The organism is Achromobacter sp. SLBN-14 (assembly GCF_006715415.1).
GTDB lineage: Bacteria > Pseudomonadota > Gammaproteobacteria > Burkholderiales > Burkholderiaceae_B > Achromobacter > Achromobacter mucicolens.
This window is the reverse complement of sequence record NZ_VFNE01000001.1, coordinates 2,279,666-2,297,645: the sequence shown is the minus strand read 5'-3', so window position 1 is coordinate 2,297,645 and position 17,980 is coordinate 2,279,666. Positions and strand designations below refer to the sequence as shown.

Annotated in this window: 17 protein-coding genes; 6 read left to right on the top strand and 11 right to left on the bottom strand. The window is 66.1% G+C overall.

The genetic code is table 11. The annotated features are described in order from the left end of the window. Window positions 1-55 precede the first annotated feature (55 nt). Entirely contained in the window at window positions 56-1,123 is a 1,068-nt protein-coding gene (locus tag FBY20_RS10465) for an MBL fold metallo-hydrolase (RefSeq protein ID WP_063954170.1), read from the top strand. 115 nt (window positions 1,124-1,238) lie between these two features. Here FBY20_RS10465 and FBY20_RS10460 read toward each other — a convergent pair whose 3' ends face one another. After that, window positions 1,239-1,865 (bottom strand): LysE family translocator, encoded by a 627-nt coding sequence (locus FBY20_RS10460; protein WP_056327736.1) that lies wholly within the window; start codon window positions 1,863-1,865, stop codon window positions 1,239-1,241. A gap of 126 nt (window positions 1,866-1,991) precedes the next feature. Between FBY20_RS10460 and FBY20_RS10455 the strand changes: the two genes are divergently transcribed. Next, the gene (locus tag FBY20_RS10455; RefSeq protein ID WP_142051961.1) at window positions 1,992-2,699 is read left to right on the top strand and encodes a nitroreductase; all 708 of its coding nucleotides are present in this window, start codon (window positions 1,992-1,994) and stop codon (window positions 2,697-2,699) included. Between the two features lie 58 nt (window positions 2,700-2,757). Next, the gene (metC, locus tag FBY20_RS10450; protein WP_142051958.1) at window positions 2,758-3,951 is read left to right on the top strand and encodes a cystathionine beta-lyase; all 1,194 of its coding nucleotides are present in this window, start codon (window positions 2,758-2,760) and stop codon (window positions 3,949-3,951) included. Between the two features lie 82 nt (window positions 3,952-4,033). On the opposite strand, the gene FBY20_RS10445 is transcribed toward metC, so the two are convergent. The 3 genes from FBY20_RS10445 to argS all read right to left on the bottom strand — a co-directional run bounded on the left by FBY20_RS10445 (window position 4,034) and on the right by argS (window position 7,157). Continuing rightward, a complete protein-coding gene (locus tag FBY20_RS10445; protein ID WP_056327737.1) occupies window positions 4,034-4,666 on the bottom strand; it encodes a thiol:disulfide interchange protein DsbA/DsbL in 633 nt (210 codons plus the stop codon). A gap of 79 nt (window positions 4,667-4,745) precedes the next feature. Continuing rightward, window positions 4,746-5,462: an SPOR domain-containing protein gene (locus FBY20_RS10440; protein WP_142051955.1), complete on the bottom strand. Its 717-nt coding sequence runs from the start codon at window positions 5,460-5,462 to the stop codon at window positions 4,746-4,748. Between the two features lie 9 nt (window positions 5,463-5,471). Continuing rightward, complete coding sequence (argS, locus tag FBY20_RS10435) at window positions 5,472-7,157, bottom strand: arginine--tRNA ligase (protein ID WP_142051951.1); 1,686 nt, start codon at window positions 7,155-7,157, stop codon at window positions 5,472-5,474. Window positions 7,158-7,426: 269 nt separating this feature from the next. Between argS and FBY20_RS10430 the strand changes: the two genes are divergently transcribed. Together FBY20_RS10430 and FBY20_RS10425 are read left to right on the top strand one after the other, a co-directional pair. Further along, window positions 7,427-7,774, top strand: coding sequence for a DUF1840 domain-containing protein (locus FBY20_RS10430; protein WP_056327740.1), 348 nt, complete (start codon window positions 7,427-7,429; stop codon window positions 7,772-7,774). An 81-nt stretch (window positions 7,775-7,855) separates the two neighbouring features. Then, window positions 7,856-8,173 carry a hypothetical protein gene (locus tag FBY20_RS10425; RefSeq protein ID WP_056327741.1) on the top strand — a complete coding sequence of 106 codons (318 nt, stop codon included), beginning with the start codon at window positions 7,856-7,858 and terminating at the stop codon, window positions 8,171-8,173. A gap of 70 nt (window positions 8,174-8,243) precedes the next feature. Here the strand turns inward: FBY20_RS10425 and FBY20_RS10420 are convergent, their stop codons facing one another. From FBY20_RS10420 to FBY20_RS10395, 6 genes are all read right to left on the bottom strand, one after another. Continuing rightward, window positions 8,244-9,044 (bottom strand): carbohydrate ABC transporter permease, encoded by an 801-nt coding sequence (locus FBY20_RS10420; RefSeq protein WP_056327742.1) that lies wholly within the window; start codon window positions 9,042-9,044, stop codon window positions 8,244-8,246. Beyond that, complete coding sequence (locus tag FBY20_RS10415) at window positions 9,041-9,916, bottom strand: carbohydrate ABC transporter permease (protein WP_062840145.1); 876 nt, start codon at window positions 9,914-9,916, stop codon at window positions 9,041-9,043. Before FBY20_RS10415 ends, FBY20_RS10420 begins: the two co-directional genes overlap by 4 nt. A 15-nt stretch (window positions 9,917-9,931) precedes the next feature. Further along, on the bottom strand, window positions 9,932-11,227 hold the full coding sequence (locus FBY20_RS10410) for an ABC transporter substrate-binding protein (protein WP_062840146.1): 1,296 nt from the start codon (window positions 11,225-11,227) through the stop codon (window positions 9,932-9,934). A 33-nt stretch (window positions 11,228-11,260) separates the two neighbouring features. Beyond that, window positions 11,261-12,316: an ABC transporter ATP-binding protein gene (locus FBY20_RS10405; protein WP_062840147.1), complete on the bottom strand. Its 1,056-nt coding sequence runs from the start codon at window positions 12,314-12,316 to the stop codon at window positions 11,261-11,263. A gap of 115 nt (window positions 12,317-12,431) precedes the next feature. Further along, the gene (locus FBY20_RS10400; RefSeq protein ID WP_142051948.1) at window positions 12,432-13,229 is read right to left on the bottom strand and encodes a phosphodiesterase; all 798 of its coding nucleotides are present in this window, start codon (window positions 13,227-13,229) and stop codon (window positions 12,432-12,434) included. Window positions 13,230-13,275: 46 nt separating this feature from the next. After that, window positions 13,276-14,289 (bottom strand): LacI family DNA-binding transcriptional regulator, encoded by a 1,014-nt coding sequence (locus FBY20_RS10395; RefSeq protein ID WP_056327747.1) that lies wholly within the window; start codon window positions 14,287-14,289, stop codon window positions 13,276-13,278. A gap of 316 nt (window positions 14,290-14,605) precedes the next feature. Here FBY20_RS10395 and FBY20_RS10390 point away from each other — a divergent pair, with 316 nt between their 5' ends. After that, window positions 14,606-15,934, top strand: a complete 1,329-nt coding sequence (locus tag FBY20_RS10390) for an amidase (protein WP_142051945.1) — start codon at window positions 14,606-14,608, stop codon at window positions 15,932-15,934. 220 nt (window positions 15,935-16,154) lie between these two features. Here the strand turns inward: FBY20_RS10390 and leuA are convergent, their stop codons facing one another. Next, window positions 16,155-17,864, bottom strand: coding sequence for a 2-isopropylmalate synthase (leuA, locus tag FBY20_RS10385; RefSeq protein WP_062840150.1), 1,710 nt, complete (start codon window positions 17,862-17,864; stop codon window positions 16,155-16,157). Window positions 17,865-17,980 lie beyond the last annotated feature (116 nt).

The following is a 17,980-nucleotide window of genomic DNA, read 5'->3' as shown; positions in this document are numbered from 1 at the left end:
CGTAAACGTAAATTATGATGACTTGACGTGATCGTCAAGCGTGGAGCGAGAGGCAATGAACCCCAACGAGCAGAAGCTTCAGTATCCCTGGGCCGATTTCCAGCCCGAGGCCGGCCGCGCGCATGCGGTGGCGGAGGGCGTCAAATGGATCCGGATGCCGCTGCCGTTCGCGCTGGATCATATCAACCTCTGGCTGCTGCGCGACAACATCGACGGCCAGGACGGCTGGACCATCGTCGATTGCGGCATTTCACGCGACGAGGTGAAGACGCTGTGGGAAGACGTGTTCAAGAATGAGCTGGACGGCCTTCCCGTGCTGCGCGTGCTGGTCACGCACATGCACCCGGACCACATCGGCCTTGCCCACTGGCTGTGCGAACGCTGGAACGCACGGCTGTGGATGACGATGACCGACTACATGGTGGCGTCGCTGTGGTCGTCGCGCCGCACCGACGCGGGGGCGGGCCCTGGTGGCCAATCCGCGGTCGAGCATTTCGCGCGCCACGGCCTGACCGACCCGGACTCGCAGGAGCAGATCCGCCAGCGCGCAAGCTACTACCCCAACCTGGTGCCCGCCGTGCCGTCGCGGTACACCCGCATCATGGACGGCGACCAGGTTCGCATCGGCGGACGCGATTGGCGCGTGATCGTGGGCTATGGCCATGCGCCGGAACACGCATCGCTGTTTTCGCCTGATCTTGGCGTGCTGATCTCCGGCGACATGGTGCTGCCGCGCATTTCCACCAACGTCAGCGTCTTCGATTACGAACCCGACGCCAATCCGCTGCCTTTGTATCTGCGGTCGCTGCACGGCTATGACGGCCTGCCTCGCGACACGCTGGTGCTGCCGTCGCACGGCCGCCCGTTCAAGGGCCTGCACGAACGCATCACGCAGCAGCACGAGCATCATCGCGACCGGCTGGCCGAGGTGCTGGAAGCCTGTGCGGTGCAGCCGCAATCGACGTCGGACATCGTGCCCGTGCTGTTCAAGCGCAAGCTGGACCTGCACCAGCTGACTTTCGCGATGGGCGAGGCATTGGCGCATCTGCATGCGCTGTACTTCGAAGGCAAGCTCACGCGGGCGCAGGATGCGGACGGCATCGTGCGGTTTAAGGCGGCTTGATTGGCATGATGGGCGGCCGGGGGATGCGAGCATCGCTGCTCGTGTCCGGCTGCCGGTGTCCCGCTGATCGCGTGCCGCCGCTGGGGATCAGCACCAGCGCGACGATTAGCGGTGTCTAGCGGGAAGCCGTCGCCAGCCTGACGGCCAGCCCGACGAACACCAGCGCGGCAATGCGATTCAACCAGCGCTTGGCCGTCACCGAACGCTGCAGCAATTCCCCGAACGCACCCGAGAAGAACGCGATCGCCCCGAACACCAGCAGCGTCGACACGATAAACACCGCACCCAGTTGCATCGTCTGCAAACCCACCGGGCCGAGCCGCGGCGACGTGAATTGCGGCAGGAAGGCGAAGAAGAACAGCAGCACCTTCGGATTGGTAAGGTTCATGACGATGCCGCGGCGGTACAACGCGCCGGGCCGCATGGGTTCGGGACGTTTTCCGTCTTCGGATTCGAGGGGGGCGCGCAGGATCTGCCAGGCCAGATACGCCAGATAGGCCGCGCCCGCCAGCTTGAGCACGGTGAACGCGATGGGCGAGGCGGCGAACACCGCGGCCAGCCCGACTGCGACAGCCGCAGTGTGACCCAGCAAGCCGGTGCACAACCCCAGCACCACGAACATGCCCGCCTTGCGTCCCCAGATGGCGGACTGCATCAGCACGAAAAGGTTGTCCGGCCCCGGCGTCAGCGCCAGCAGCACGGCAATGCCAAAGAATGCGATGAGGGTGTCTAGGGGCAGCATGGAGTCTCTTTGGTGACGGAACAGCAACGCGCGGCTAGTGGCGCACGGCTAGTGGCGCACGGCCAGTGGCGCGCGGCTAGTGGCATCATAAGGTCAAAGCCGACCAGGACAGGAGACAGACCGACCATGACCGTTGCCGCCCAACCCCAGAACGCCGTCAACCCGCCCGCCGATGCCGCACTCGAGGACTGGCTGCGGGCCCGCCACAGTTGCCGCGCCTTTCTGCCAGAACCCGTGCCCCGCGCCACCATCGAACGCATCCTGACCTTGGCGCAGCGCACGGCGTCCTGGTGCAACTGCCAGCCTTGGCAGGTGACGATCACCGAGGGCGACGCCACCCGGCGCCTGCGCGATGCGCTCGAGCGCCGCGCGCAGGTCGAAGGCTTCAAGCCTGATTTCCCGTTCCCGCGCGAATACCGCGACGAATACCTGGCCCGCCGCCGCGAATCCGGTTTCCAGCTGTACGGCGCCGTCGGCGTGCCGCGCGGCGATCGCGAGGCCTACCGGCGGCAGGAGATGCGCAACTTCGCCCTCTTCGACGCGCCGCATGTCGCGATCATCACGACCGACGAGGCGCTGGGCGAATACGGCGCCATGGATTGCGGCGGCTATGTCGCCAATTTCCTGCTGGCCGCGCAAGCCAACGGCGTGGCAACCGTGGCCCAGGCGTCGCTGGCGATGTATCCCGAGGTCCTGCGCGAAGTGCTGGGCATCGGACCCGGCCGGCGCGTGGTCTGCGGCATCTCGTTCGGGTTTGAGGACACGGCGCATCCGGCCAACAGCTACCGCACCCGCCGCGCGGATTTGTCCGAGACGGTTCAATGGATCGGCTGAAATTCCCGCCGCGTCCTGATATGGTTTGGTTTTCCCGGCTTTGACGCACCTCTACAAGATGCCTACCAAACACATCGATACGGTTCTCCAGCACGCGGGCACCGCCCCGTTCAATCCCGAGACCGGCACGGCGCCGGTGCCGCTGCCGCCCATGCGGGCGAGCACGGTGCGCTTTGCCAATCTCGCCGCGCTGGAAAACGCGCAGCGCAGCAAGGCGGCCGGGGGGCGCGCGTCGACGTACGGGCGCATGGGCATGGACACGCATGCCGCGCTGGAAGAGGTGTTCACGCAGCTCGAAGGCGGCACGCACTGCTACTTGGCGTCGTCCGGCCTGTCGGCCATGACGATGGTGATGATGGCGCTGTGCTCGGCTGGCGACCATGCATTGATCTCGGACAGCGTGTACGGTCCGATGCGCGAGCTGGACGACGCGGTGCTCAAGCGCATGAACATCGACATCACCTACTTTGCGGCGGGTGAGGACATCGATGCGCTGGTGCGGCCCAACACCACGCTGCTGTACGTGGAGTCGCCGGGTTCCCTGCTTTTCGAAATGCTGGACATGGGCGCGATGGCCGCCATCGCGCAGCGGCACGGGCTGGTGCTGGCCACCGACAACACGTGGGGATCGGGCTACATCTACCGGCCGCTGACGCTGGGCGCTCAGGTCTCTGTCATCGCGGGCACCAAGTATGTGGGCGGGCACTCCGACCTGATGCTGGGCGCGGTCGTCACCAACGACGAAGGCATCGCCCGCAAGCTGAACCGCACGCAGTATGCGATGGGCTATTCCATCAGCGCGGACGACGCCTGGCTGGCATTGCGCGGCGTGCGCACCATGCCCATCCGCATGGCTCAGCATGCGCGCCACGCCATGCAGGTGTGCGAATTCCTGAACGCCCGTCCCGAGACCGTGCGCCTCTTCCATCCGGCCTGGCCGAAGGATCCCGGCCACGATTTGTGGAAGCGCGATTGCACGGGGTCGAACGGCATGCTGTCGGCGGAACTGGCCCTGTCCCCGGCCGCAGCGCGCCGTTTTGTCGATGCGCTGACGCTATTTGGCATCGGCTTCTCGTGGGGCGGGTATGAAAGCCTGGTGCAGCTTGTGTCGCCCAAGGATCTGTCCAAGCACCGCTATTGGGGCGAAGGCGAAAATCCCGTCGTGCGTCTGCACATCGGGCTGGAATCGCCGGAAGACATCATCGCCGACCTGACGCAGGCCTTCGAGCAGGCCGCGTCCGTCAAGGCATAGCCGCGCGGCTGCGAGACGGATGAAGAAAAACGCCCCGGCCTGGAAAGGCTCGGGGCGTTTGCATTGCTGCGTTTGCCGCGGATTACTTGGCGCGCGCCATCGGGATCAGCGCGTTCACCTGCTTCAAGGCGCCTTCGTAGCTGTTGCCCGCCATGACCGGCGAGGTCATGAACTTGCCGCCCACGGCGAACGACGGGGTGCCTTCGATGCGGTAGGCGTCGGCGAGCTGGTTGGCGCGCTGCACCTGGGTCTGGACGCTGAACGAATCGAACACCGAGTCGAACTTGGCGCGGTCCACGCCCTGGGTCGCAATCCACTCGCCCATGGCCTTCTTGTCGAACAGGCGCTTGTGCTCGCCGTGGATGGCCGTGAAGACCTTGGCGTGCAGGTCGGGACGGTCCAGGGCCTGCAGCGTGTAGTACAGCTGTTGCAGCGGCTTCATGCCGGCGTTGAAGGCGATCGGCACTTGCTTGAGGACGACGTCGGACGGCGCGGTCTTGACCCAGTCTTCAACCATGGGTTCCATTGCGGCGCAGTGCGGGCACGAATAGGCAAAGAATTCCAGGACCTCGACCTTGCCCGGGGTGTCCGACGGCAGCGGCGGGTTGATGGGCACGTACTGCTGGGCGCCTTGCGCGTGGCTGGCCGGGCTGAAGAACGCGGTGGCGGTCAGCGCGGCGGCTGCCAGGATGCGGATGAGCTTGGGGGACAGCATGGGTGAGGTTCCTGAATAAAAGGCTACAGACAGGCCCGGGGCCGGATTAGTTCAATGCAAAACGATCCGCCGCGTGGTGCTACTGGCGCACCACGGCGGTTTCGATCTTGTTCTCGCCCAGGCGGCCACGTGCCCGGTTCATGTCGTCCAGGCGGGCAAACGGGCCGACGCGGACGCGATTGATGGGCTTGCCGTTCAGTTCCGCCTTCTGCACCGCGACCGGCAGGCCCAGCAGAATGATGCGCGCCTTGAGCGATTCGGCGTCGTTTTCGCCGCGGAAGGCGCCCGCTTGCAGGTAGTACGTGCCCGTGGCAGCGGGGGCGGCAGGCTTGGCCGAGGCCGTGGCCGCGGGGGTGGCCTTGGAGATGGGCGTGGGCGCGGACGCGGTGGCGGCGGGGGCCGCCGGGGCGGCCGCTGGGGGCCGGGACGTGGGCAGCGTGGCAATCAGCGCACCCAGGTCGTCCAGCTTGGCGGGTGTCTCGTCGCCCTTGCCCGGCGCGCCTGCGCCCGGCAGCGGGGCCGGCGCGGTGGCGGTGGGACCGGTGGGCGGGGCGCCCGCCGCCCCGTCGCGGCCGTAGAGGCCCGCGTTGGGGTCTGGGGCCGAGCGCGGATCGGGCAGCTTGCCCGTATCGCCCTGGCGGCTGGCCCGGTCCACGAAGGGAACGGGCGCCTTGGTGACATAGAACGCGACGACGGCGGCGACGATCAGCCCGATCAGCAGACCGGCCAGCGCCCCGTACAGGGTGCTGCCGCTTTCGCCGGAGGAACGGCGGGTGGATTTGCGCTTGGTGGCCATGAACCGATGTTACATCCGCTCGGGCGCGGAAACGCCCAAGAGCGCCAGGCCGTTTGCCAGCACCTGGCGGGTGGTGGCGGCCAGGCGCAGGCGGGCCAGCTTCACGGCGGTGTCGTCGACCAGCACACGCTCGGCGTTGTACCAGGCGTGGAAGTCGGACGCGCAGTCGCGCAGCCAGAACGCAATGTGGTGCGGCGACAGGTCCTGGGCGGCCAGCGCCACCACCTGCGGGAATTCGGCCAGCCGCTGCATCAGCGCGAATTCGGTCGGCGCGGTCAGCAGCGCGGCGTCGGCCTGGGCCACGTCGGCGGCCGGCATGCCCGCATTGTTGATGACCGAGCAGATGCGCGCGTGGGCGTACTGGATGTAATAGACCGGGTTCTCGTCGCTCTTGGACAGGGCCAGGTCCACGTCGAACACGAATTCCGTGTCGGCGCGGCGCTGGATCAGGAAGTAGCGCACCGCGTCGCGGCCCACCCAGTCGATCAGGTCGCGCATGGTCACGTAGCTGCCGGCGCGCTTGGAGATCTTGACCTCTTCGCCGCCGCGCATGACCTTGACCATCTTGTGCAGGACGTACGACGGGTAATCCTTCGGGATGCCTTCTTCCAGCGCCTGCAGGCCGGCGCGCACGCGGGCCACGGTGCCGTGGTGGTCGCTGCCCTGGATGTTCACGGCGCGGTGAAAGCCGCGCTCCCATTTGGCCTTGTGATAGGCCACGTCCGGGACGAAATAGGTGTAGCCGCCCTCCCTTTTACGCATGACGCGGTCTTTGTCGTCGCCCGTGCCCAGTTCGGTGGTGCGCAGCCACAGCGCGCCGCCTTCCTCGTAGGTGTGGCCGCCGGCAATCAGCGCCTTGACCGTCGCTTCGACGCGGCCGGACGTGTAGAGCGAGCTTTCCAGGTAGTAGTTATCGAACGCCAGGCCGAACGCCTGCAGGTCCAGGTCCTGTTCGCGGCGCAGGTAGGCCACGGCGAAGGCGCGGATGTCGTCCAGGTTGTCGATGTTGCCCGTGGCGGTGACGGGCTCGCCGTCGGACGCCTGGATGGTCTTGCCGTCCTGGAAGTCGCGGGCGATATCGGCGATGTAGTCGCCCTTGTAGCCGTCTTCGGGCCAGTCGGGGGAATCGGTGGTCAGACCGCGGGCGCGGGCCTGCACGCTGATCGCCAGGTTCTGGATCTGGTTGCCGGCGTCGTTGTAGTAGAACTCGCGGGTGACGTCCCAGCCAACGGCGTCGTACAGGCGGCACAGCGCGTCGCCCAGCGCGGCCTGGCGGGCATGGCCCACGTGCAGCGGTCCGGTGGGGTTGGCCGACACGAATTCGACCAGGATCTTCTCGCCCAGGCGCGGGGCGCGCCCGTAGGCCTCGCCCTGCTGGGCCACCGCGGCGATCACGGCCTGGCGCGCGGCCGGGGTGATGCGCAGGTTGATGAAGCCGGGACCGGCCACTTCGGCGCTCTCGACCAGCGCTGCGGCGTCGGGATTGGCCATCACGGCGTCCACGATGCCCTGGGCCAGTTCGCGGGGATTGCGGCGGGCAGGCTTGGCAAGCTGCATGGCCACGTTGGTGGCGACGTCGCCGTGGGCGGCAACCTTGGGGCGCTCCAGCAGCACGTTGGGCTGGGCGTCGGGCAGGCTTTGCGCGACGGCGGCCTGGATCAGGGAGATTAGCTGTTTCTGTTGCTCGAGGAGCATGGGCGTCTGGCGTGGTTCTGGGTGAGTGACGATGGCGGCACGGCGCTTGCGGCCTGCCGGCGATCCGCGTCGCGCCGACGGGCGCGGGGCACGGTGCCGTCCGGCGGGTGGCCGGCAAGCCGGCGCGCGCATGCCGGAATCAGGGCCGGCGAGGCGCCTGCTGTCACGGGAAACCCCTGAATCATAGTTGATTTGGGGGCGCCAGTTGGCATCATGGGGACGTTGCGGTAGTGTACGTAGCTAAGGTAATCATTGTGGGAGACCAGAATATGCTGATCACTTTTCACTCCAAGGTCGTGGCCGAAGTCCTGATGCTGACCGACCACGCCGGGCCCCTGCTGCAGGCCGCCGGCAAGTCCGTCGGCGACAAGATCCCCGAACGCGGCGTCTTCACCGTCGAGCAACTGGGACCGGCCATCAGCGGCATCGAACGCGCGATCGACGAGTACCAGCACGCCCACGAAGGCCAGGACGAGGAAGACGACGACAAGCCCGCCGTCGCTCCGATGGCGCGCATGGTGGGCCTGAAGGAACGCGCTTTTCCGCTGCTGGACATGATGCGCCAGTCGCAAGCCGCGGGCGCCGAAGTCACCTGGGAAGTGTCGCGGGGCTGGTAAGGATATGTCGCCGGACGGACAATCTGTCCGGCGTTTTTTGCCTACCCTGTTGGCCTGACGCCTTCTGACGGAGTTTTTCCCATGCGCAGCGACATCACCATCGTTTTCGACCCCCGCCGTTCGCTGGACCTGTCCGCGAACGTCGAGCCCTCCCCGCAACGCCAGGCCGATGCACGCGACTGGTTCGACAGCGCCTGGGAAACCCTGGGCTGCGAGCCGCTGCGCCCCAGCGGCAAGGTCCTGTTGCTGGACAAGGTGCTGGGTGTGGCCGACGCGCTGGGCTACGACACGCTGTCCACCGACGAAAAGGAAGCCCGCGAATTTGCCGAGCACCTGGCGCTGGCGCTGGAGCGTCCGCGCATCACGGTGGACCTGCCGGGCCTGACCGTGGGGTACTGAAACGCCGCCCCATCCAACGAGAAACCCCGCCTGAGCGGGGTTTTTTTGCGGCGCATCCGGCTGGCGGTCCTTAGCGGATCCCCGCCCGCATGAACGACTGCACGAACTGGCGCTGGAACAGCAGGAACGCGATCAGCAGCGGCGCGGCCGACATCAGGGTCGCGGCGGTGATCACGGACCAGTCGATGCCCTGGTCCGTGGACGAGAACACCTGCAGGCCGACCGTCAGCGGCCGGGACTCGACCGAGTTGGTGATGATCAGCGGCCACAGGAAGTTGTTCCAGTGATGGCTGACCGACACCAGCCCGTAGGCGACATAGATCGGCTTGGCGAGCGGCACGTACACCTTCCAGAGCACCTGCAGCGGGTTCGCGCCTTCCATGCGGGCCGCTTCCTCGAGTTCGCGCGGAACCGTCTTGAAGGTCTGGCGCAACAGGAAGATGCCGAAGGCCGACGCGAAGTACGGCAGGCCGATGGCAAACACCGTGTCGCGCACGCCCAGCAAGCTCATCGACCGGTAGTTCTCCACCAGCAGCACGTCCGGCATGATCATCAGCTGCAGCAGCACCAGCATGAAGACGAAGTCGCGGCCGCGGAACTCGAAGCGCGCAAACGCGTAGCCGGCCAGCGTCGACAGCACGAGCTGCGCGGCCAGCACCATCGTGACCAGCACGAACGTGTTCAGGAAGTAGCGCGGAAACGGCGCCGCATTCCAGGCACGCACGAAGTTGTCCAGCGTCAGCGGCGCAAAGAGGTCAAAACGCGTTGCGTAGGCGGGCGGATGGAAGGCCGCCCACATGGCGTACGCCAGCGGCAGGATCCACAACAGGCCCAGCGCCCAGGCGCCCAGGGTATCGAGCTTGTCTTTCATTGGTAGTGCGTCCTGCGGTCCAGCCAGCGGAACTTGATCAGCGCGGTCAGCGCCAGCACCACCAGCAACACGACGGTCAGGGTCGCGGCATAGGCCGTGTCCCAGAAGCTGAATCCCACCTGGTAGATGTAGTAGAGAAGCAGCGTGCTGGCGTTGTCGGGGCCGCCGCGCGTCATCACCACCACATGGTCGACCAGCCGGAACGCGTTGATCAGCGCATTGATCAGCACGAAAAGCGTCGTCGGCATCAAGAGCGGCCACAGCACGCGCCGGAAGTACTGCCAGCGCGATGCGCCTTCCAGCATGGCCGCTTCACGCAGCGACGGCGACACCGTCTGCAACGCCGCCAGATAGAAGATCATGAAAAAGCCGGACTCCTTCCACACGGTCACCAGCATCAGCGCGGGCAGCGCGGTCTCGCGGTTGCCCAGCCAGTTGGGACCGGGCGATCCGAACCAGCCCATCACCTGCGCGATCAGCCCGTACTGCGGCGTGTAGAAAAACAGCCAGATGTTGGCCACCGCCACCATGGGCAGCACCGTCGGCGTGAAATACGCCATGCGCAGAAAGCCGCGGCCGGTAAGGTTGCGGTTCACCCACAGCGCCATGATCAGCGCGATGCCGATCGAGGTGGGAATGGTGCCCAGCGCGAACCACAGGTTGTTCCAGAGCGACTGCCAGAACACCGGATCGTCGCGCATGACGGCGTAGTTCTCCAGCCCGACGAAGCGGGCCGGGCGCGCACCCTTGGGCGTGGAGAAAAAGCTGTGCCATAGCGTCGCCACCGCCGGGTAATGCGTGAAGGCGGCGAGCAGCACGATGGCTGGCAGCAGAAGCAGCCAGCCATAAAGCGCATTCAAAGAGCGGCTCATCGTGCTTGGGGTCGGTTACTTGTAGGAACGCAGTATGCGATCGGACTCGCGCTGCGCGTCGGTCAGGGCCTGCTGAGGCGTCTTCGAACCCGTCAGCGCCGCCTGCAGGGCGTCGTTCAAGGTCTTGGTGACGCGCTGGTTCTCATGCGTGGAGAATTCGGCCACGCTGACTTCCAGCTGGTCGCGCGCGACCGTGGCGGCCGGCACTTCCTGCGCGTACTTCTTCATCTTCTCGGTCTCCCAGGCGGCCGGCGTCACGGCCACATAGCCCGTGGCGATGCTCCAGTCGGCCGCGCGCTCGGGCGTGGTGGCCCACTGCGCGAACTTCAGCGCCGCTGCCTGCTGCTCCGGCGTGCCGCTCTTGAAGATGTAGAAGTTGCCGCCGCCCGTGGGGCTGCCGCCGCGCTTTTGCTGCGGCATCATCGCCACGCCGAACGGGAAGTCGGCGTTCTTGCGGATGTTGGTCAGGTTGCCGGTGGTGGTCCACACCATGGCCGCCTTCTTTTCCAGGAAGTCCTTGGGCGTGGTGCCCCAGTCGATCGTGCCGGTCGGCATGATCTTGTGCTTGGCCGACAGGTCGCGCCAGAACTGGGCCGCTTCGACCACGGCCGGCTTGTCCAGGTAGACCTCGTTGCCGGCTTCGTTCATCAGGATCGCGCCGTTGGGCGTGGTCAGCGCCTGGAACAGCCAGTACGCGAACGCGCCGCCCGACGGAATCTCGATGCCCCACTGCGTGGTGTTGCCCGAGGCGTCCTGCTTGGTCAGCTTCTTGCCGTATTCGACCAGCTCGGCCCAGGTCTTGGGCGGCTTTTCGGGATCCAGGCCGGCGGCCTTGAAGAGATCCTTGTTGTAGTACATGACGATCGTCGAACGCTGGAACGGCACGCCCCAGGTGTGGCCGCCGGTGCGGCTGTTCTGCATGAAGGCGTCGTAGAAGCCGCCCAGCCACTTCTTGTCGGCGTCGGTCTTGGCCAGGCCGTCGATCGGGACGATGGCGTCCTCGTCGATCAGCGTGAACATGTCGGTGGACAGCAGCACCGCCAGTTGCGGCGGGGTGCCGCCCTTGAGCGCGGTCAGCGCCTTGGCGATGGAGTCCTGGTACGAACCGGCATAGATCGGCTTGATCTTGATGTTGGGGTTCTCCTTCTGGAAGTCCGCCACCATGTCATCAACGATTTTGGTGATCGGGCCGCCGACGGCAACCGGGTAGTAGAACTCGACCTCGACGGGCTTGTTCTGCGCCTGCACAGGCAGAGACAGGCAGGCGGCGGCCAGGCTGGCGGCCAGGGTCTTGAGTACGATGCGTCGCATGGTGTGTTTCCTTTCCTGTGTGGGCTATTTGTTTTAGCGCCCGTCGGTGTTGATGACCGCCGAGTCGGCGGCAAAGAAATGCTGTTGCCCGTCCGGCCAGGACAGGCGCAGCGGCTCGCCGGCGCTGGCGCGCAGGTGGCCGCCGACCCGCACGGCCACGCCGCTGGTGTCGCCAATGCGGCACACCACGATGGAGTCCGCGCCGAAGTACTCGACGCTTTCCACGGTGGCGGCGATGCCGTCGCCGTCGATGCGGATATGTTCCGGACGCACGCCAAGCTTCACGGCGCCGGCCGGGGCGTTTGCGATGACCGGGCCTTGCGTGCCGGCGATCACCGTGCCGCCCGCTTGCTGCGCCAGGTTGATCAGGTTCATGGGCGGCGTGCCGATGAAGCGCGCCGCAAACTCGCTGGCGGGCCGCGCATACAGGCCGTCGGGTGTGTCGTGCTGTTCGATCTGGCCGCCGCGCAGCAGCACCACCTGATCGGCCATGCTCATGGCTTCGGTCTGGTCGTGCGTCACGTAGACCATGGTGATGCCCAGGCTCTGCTGCAGCGCGCGGATCTCGCGGCGCATTTCGTGGCGCAGCTGCGCGTCCAGGTTGGAAAGGGGTTCGTCCATCAGGCAGACCGGCGCCTCGGAGATCACGGCGCGGCCCAGCGCCACGCGCTGCTGCTGCCCGCCCGACAATTGCGACGGCTTGCGGTCCAGGAGGTGGGTCAGGCCCAGCAGACTGGCCACGCGCTGCAGGCGGCGGTCGAAGTCCTTGGCGGGCTCCTTGCGCACCTTCAGGCCGAACAGGATGTTCTCGCGCACCGTCAGGTGCGGAAACAACGCGTACGACTGGAACACCATGGAAATGCGCCGCTTGGCCGGCGGCAATTGCGTGACGTCGCGGTCGCCGATGCGGATGCTGCCCGATGTGGGCGTATCCAGGCCGGCGATCATGCGCAGCGTCGTCGACTTGCCGCAACCGGACGGACCGAGCAGGACGGTGAAGCTGCCGGCCGGAACCGTGAAGCTCACGCCTTGAATCGCCGCCGCGCCGGCGTACTGTTTGGTGAGGTTATCCAGAACGATGGATGACATGCTGTCTCGTAGATCTAATTGTTAGATCCGCATTGTTGCCTGTTATGAAAACCTTTTCATTGTGCAGCGCAAACATGACGGATATGTGGCAATGCGCGTTTCCTGGTCCCGGACGTCAGCCGAAGGGATACGGCCCGGGGTATTCCCCCAGAACGGCGTGGTGCGTGACCAGATTGCCGCCCTGCCACCAATGCAGCTGGTAGCCGGGCGGTTCCATGATGTATTGCAGCGTGGGGCGCGGACCCAGCTCCAGCGCAAGCTGATGCGCCGTGCCCGGACAGGTCGAGGCGATGGTGCCGCCAAAGCGCTGGAATATCGTGCGGTGCAGGTGGCCGCAAAGCACGCGCTCCACGTTGGGGTAGCGGGCAACGATGCGCTCCAGCTCGGGCGCGCCGGCCAACAGGCCGATGTCGTCCATATGTTCGATGCCGGTCAAGAACGGCGGGTGGTGCATCAGCACCAGCGTGGGCCGGCCGGGCTGCTCGGCCAAGCGGTCGGCCAGCCAGTCCAGGCGCGTCTGGCACAGTTCGCCGTGGCTCTTCATCGGCACGACGGTGTCCAGCGCCAACAGGCGCAGCGGATAGGTCTCGACGGCGTACTGGACGAACGGTCCGCCATCCTGCAGGTACGCGTGGTCGGGAAACGCGGCGCGCAACTGCGCGCGATCGTCGTGATTACCGGGCATCAGGAAATACGGAATCTCCAGCGCCTGCAGGTGTTCGCGCAGCGTCTGGTATTCGATGGGCTTGCCCAGGTCCGTCAGGTCGCCGGTGATCAGCACGCAGTCGGGCCGCGGCGTCAGGGCATTGAGGGCGCGAACCGCCGGCGTCAGGAACGCCTCGGGATCGATGACGCCGTAGGCCTTGTCTCCCGGGGTGCGCATGTGAAGGTCGGTGATCTGAGCGATGAGCATGGCGCGTGGAAGTCTGGAAATGGGTGGATTGTTGAGCAGGCTGCGCCTAGCGGCGCACGGACGCCGCGGTGCCGCCCACGACGATGCAGTGCGGCAGGCGGTTCGATTGCGGCGGCTGGCCATGAATCTGCGCCAGCAGGTTGGAGCAGGCCGTCTGCCCGATGCCGTCGCTGGGCTGCGCGACGGTGGTCAGCGGCGGCGTCAGCAGGGCGCCAAAGCGCATGCCGTCAAAGCCGCACACCGAGATGTCGGCCGGCACGGACAGCCCCAGCCCCACCAGATCGGCGATGACGGCGGTGGCCAGCAGGTCGTTCGAGCAGAAAAGCGCCGTGGGCGCCTGCTTGCCGCGCAATGCGGCCTTCAGCGCGTCCACGTCGCTGCCCGTATGCGAACTCATGGAGATATGCTGGATCGCGTCCAGGCCCAGCTTCTTGGCGCTGGCGCGTGCGCCCATCAGGCGGCGGCGGGCGCGGTCCGATGCCGTCAGCGGGCCGGTCACCAGCGCGATGCGCTTGTGCCCCATCGCCGCCAGATGCGCGACCATGTCGCTTGCCGCGGCGCGATTGTCGACGGAAGCAAAGGGATGGTCGTTCGATTCGTTGTAGACCAGCACATAGGGAATGCCGCTGCGGTCCAGGTCGTCCAGGGTGGCGCTTTTGCCCACGTCGGCCACGGTCAGGATAAGGCCATCGACCTGATGATCGATCAGTCCCTGCACCGCGGCCGATTCCACAGCGGGGTCGTAGCCGGTGGCGGTCAGCATGACGCTGTAGCCCGATTCGCGAGCGCGCCGCTCCGCGCCTTCAAAGCACTCCGCAAACACGGGATTGGACAACGTGGGCAGGATCAGCCCGATGGTGCGGGTGCTGCCCGAACGCAGGCTGCGGCCGACGCGGTTGGGACGGAAGCCCGCGCGCTTGGCGATGTTGCGGATGTGCGCCAGCGTGTCGGGATGCACGATCTCGGGCTGGTTGAACGCGCGCGACACCGTCGCCGGCGAGACGCCTGCCTTGCGAGCCACTTCGATGATGGAAAAGCGGGGCGACGGGCGCGTGGCCATGAATGAATCGCTGCAAGTTTGCTGAAAACGATTTCATCTTACTTGAGGAATATGACCTTTGTATTGCACGGGTTTGCGCTATGCTGGTGCGAACGCAACAACACAAAGCCACGGCGCGGCGCGTGTTTTCGCGGAAAACCCGGCGTTTTCGGTGTTTTTCCCAATTGACGCGAAGCGCACAATGGCAGGGTCGGTGTGTGCGGGCATGGCGCTTGCTTGAATGGGCGGTGGGCATGTCCGGCATACCCTCGGTCAAGGGGACCGGGTGCGAAGGATCATCCGCGCTTGTCGCGGCACCGGCAAAGAGGAATGAATCATGTCTATTGCCTTGAACAGACTGGGCGCGGTCCAAGCCGCGCACAAGCTGCAACGGCGCGAATTGACCGCAGTGCAATTGGTGCGCGCCTGCTTTGCGCGCATCGAACAGCGCGAAAGCACCGTCCATGCCTGGACGGCCCTGCAAAAACAGGCTGCGCTCGACCAGGCCGAAGCGCTGGACAAAGGCGCGTTGCGCGGCCCGCTGCACGGCTTGCCCATCGGCGTGAAAGACCTGTTCGACACCGTCGATCTGCCTACCCGCTACGGATCCCCCATTTACGACCGGCACCGTCCCGGCCTGGACGCTGCGTCAGTGGCGCTGTGCCGCGGCGCCGGCGCCCTGGTCATCGGCAAGACCGTCACCACCGAATTCGCGACCTACCAGGCCGGTCCCACGCGCAATCCGCGCAACGAGGCCTACACGCCCGGCGGGTCGTCCAGCGGCTCGGCCGCGGCCGTGGCGGACGACATGGTCCCCTTCGCGCTGGGGTCGCAGACGGCTGGTTCCATCATCCGGCCGGCCTCCTACTGCGGTGTCGTCGGCTTCAAGCCCACCTTTGGACGGATCCCGCGCGCGGGCGTGAAGAGCCTGGCCGAATCGCTGGACACCCTGGGCGGCTTTGCGCGGTCCGTGGAAGACGTGGCGTTGTTCTCGTCGGTCCTGATGCGCGATCCCCGCGTGCTGGACCTGTCCTATCACGACGCGCCGCGCGTGGGCATGTACCGCAGCCTGCAGTGGCGCCACGCGCAGCCAGAAACCAAGGAGGCGTTCGCGCAGGCCGCGGCGATCCTGTCGCGCGCGGGCGCCAAGGTCGAGGAAGTGCCGCTGCCGCCGGAGCATTGCGTGCTGGTGCAACTGCACTCGGACATCATGGCGTTCGAGGCCTCGCAGGCGCTTGCCTATGAACGGCTGGAGCATGCCGCGCAGCTCGGTTCCAAGCTGCAGGCCATCCTGGAGTCCGGCGCGCAGATCAGCGCCGAACAGCACATCAAGAACCTGGCGCGCGCAGCCGAATCGCGTGCGCGGGTCGATACGTGGTTCCAGCAATACGACGTGCTGCTTGCGCCCAGCGCCAGCGGCGAGGCGCCCTTCGCCGACCTCGGCACGGGCGATCCGCAATTCTCGCGCGCGTGGACGCTGTTTGGGCTGCCTTGCCTGAACCTGCCGTTTGCCACCGGCCCGCAGGGTCTGCCGGTGGGATTGCAACTGGTCGGCGCGCGTCATGAAGACCATCGCCTGCTCGCCATCGGCGCGTGGATCCACGCGCGCCTGCTGGCCGCCACGGCGCCGGACATCGGCGCGTCGGACATGTGGCCGCGCGGCTGAATTCACGGCATGCCCTGCGGATTGGCGTCTCGGATGGGTGTCTGACACCCTGGAGAAATCGTCGTCATGCCAAGCCGGCCTACCAAGGGTGTCAGACACCTTGCTACACCGTGCTTCACCTTACCCAGCAAAGACGGATCACACGCAATGAAAAAGCCCGCCGGATAAGGCGGGCTTCATTTTGTGCCCCGTTGTCGGGGGCTTCAGACCTGGTCGTGGATCACACGGCTTCGGCGGTTTCCTGTTCGGCGGTGACGGCGCCCGAATTGATGTGGCGGTTCACGGCGCTCAGCACGGCCTGGAACGACGCCGTCACGATGTCGCGGTCGATGCCCACGCCAAAGCCCGTGGCGGATTCGCCGACGCGCAGCTCGACGTAGGACGCGGCGCGCGTGCCGGTGCCGGTGCCGATGGCGTGCTCGTGGTAGTCCATGATGCGAACCGGCACGTCCAGCGCGGCCACGAAGGCGGAAATCGCGCCGTCGCCCTTGCCGCGCACCACACGGCGCTCGCCGTTGAATTCAAGTTCGGCTTCGATGCTGAAGTGCTGGCCTTCGCCGGCCGACGGATCGCCGTCGATGCGATGGCGGATCAGCTTCCACGGCGCCTTTTGTTCAAGGTATTCGCGGTTGAAGATCGTGTGCACGTCGTCGGCGGTGACTTCGCGGCCGGTCTCGTCCGTGACGCGCTGGATGGCGCGGCTGAATTCGATCTGCAGGCGGCGCGGCAACACCAGGCCGTGTTCCTGCTCAAGCAGGTACGACACGCCGCCCTTGCCCGACTGGCTGTTCACGCGGATCACGGCGTCGTAGCTGCGGCCGAGGTCGGCGGGGTCGATCGGCAAGTAAGGCACTTCCCAGACCGCGTCCGGCTTCTGCAATGCAAAGCCCTTCTTGATGGCGTCCTGGTGCGAGCCCGAGAATGCGGTAAAGACGAGGTCGCCCGCGTACGGATGGCGCGGATGGACGGGCAACTGGTTGCAGTATTCGGCGCAGCGGCGCACTTCGTCGATGTCCGAGAAGTCCAGGCCGGGATGCACGCCTTGCGTGTAGAGGTTCAGGGCCAGCGTAACGAGGTCGACGTTGCCGGTGCGCTCGCCGCTGCCAAAGAGGCAACCCTCGATGCGGTCGGCGCCAGCCATCACCGCGAATTCGGCGGCGGCAACAGCGGTGCCGCGGTCATTGTGCGGGTGGACGCTGAGCACGATGCTGTCGCGGCGGGCCAGGTTCTTGTGCATCCACTCGATCTGGTCGGCGTACAGGTTGGGCGTGGTGGCTTCGATCGTGGCGGGCAGGTTCAGCACCATCTTGGCGTCGGGCGTGGGCTGCCAGACGTCGGCCACGGCGTTGGACACTTCCAGCGCGAATTCGGGTTCGGTCGTGCTGAAAACCTCGGGCGAGTACTCGTAGCCCCACTTCGTTTCGGGGCGTTGCGACGTGTACTGCTTGATGAGGCGCGTGCCGGTCGTGGCGATGTTCTTGATCTCGTCCTTGGACATGTTGAACACCACCTTGCGGAAGGCGGGCGCGCAGGCGTTGTACATGTGGACGATGGCCTGCTTGGCGCCGGCGGCGGCTTCCACGGTGCGGCTGATCAGGTCTTCGCGCGACTGGGTCAGCACGATGATGGTCACGTCGTCGGGAATGCGCTTTTCATCGATGAGCTTGCGCACGAAATCGAAGTCGGTCTGCGACGCGGACGGAAAGCCCACTTCGATTTCCTTGAAGCCGATCTTCACGAGCTGCTCGAAGAAGCGGACCTTGCGTTCCACGCTCATCGGCTCGATCAGCGCCTGGTTGCCGTCACGCAGGTCCGTGCTCATCCAGATCGGCGCCTTGGTGATGCGGCGGCTGGGCCAGGTGCGTTCGGAAAAATCGCGGGCAAAGGGCGCGAAGGGGACGTATTTGGTGGCGGGGTTGGCAAGCATCATCACTACACCTCGATCGGTTTCTTGTGAATCCCGGCGCGCTTGGCGCTCGTCGGCATCGCGACCGGATGACGGTCTTGTGCCAGGGTTTGCCGTGATGGACGGCAGGATTCAGAGAT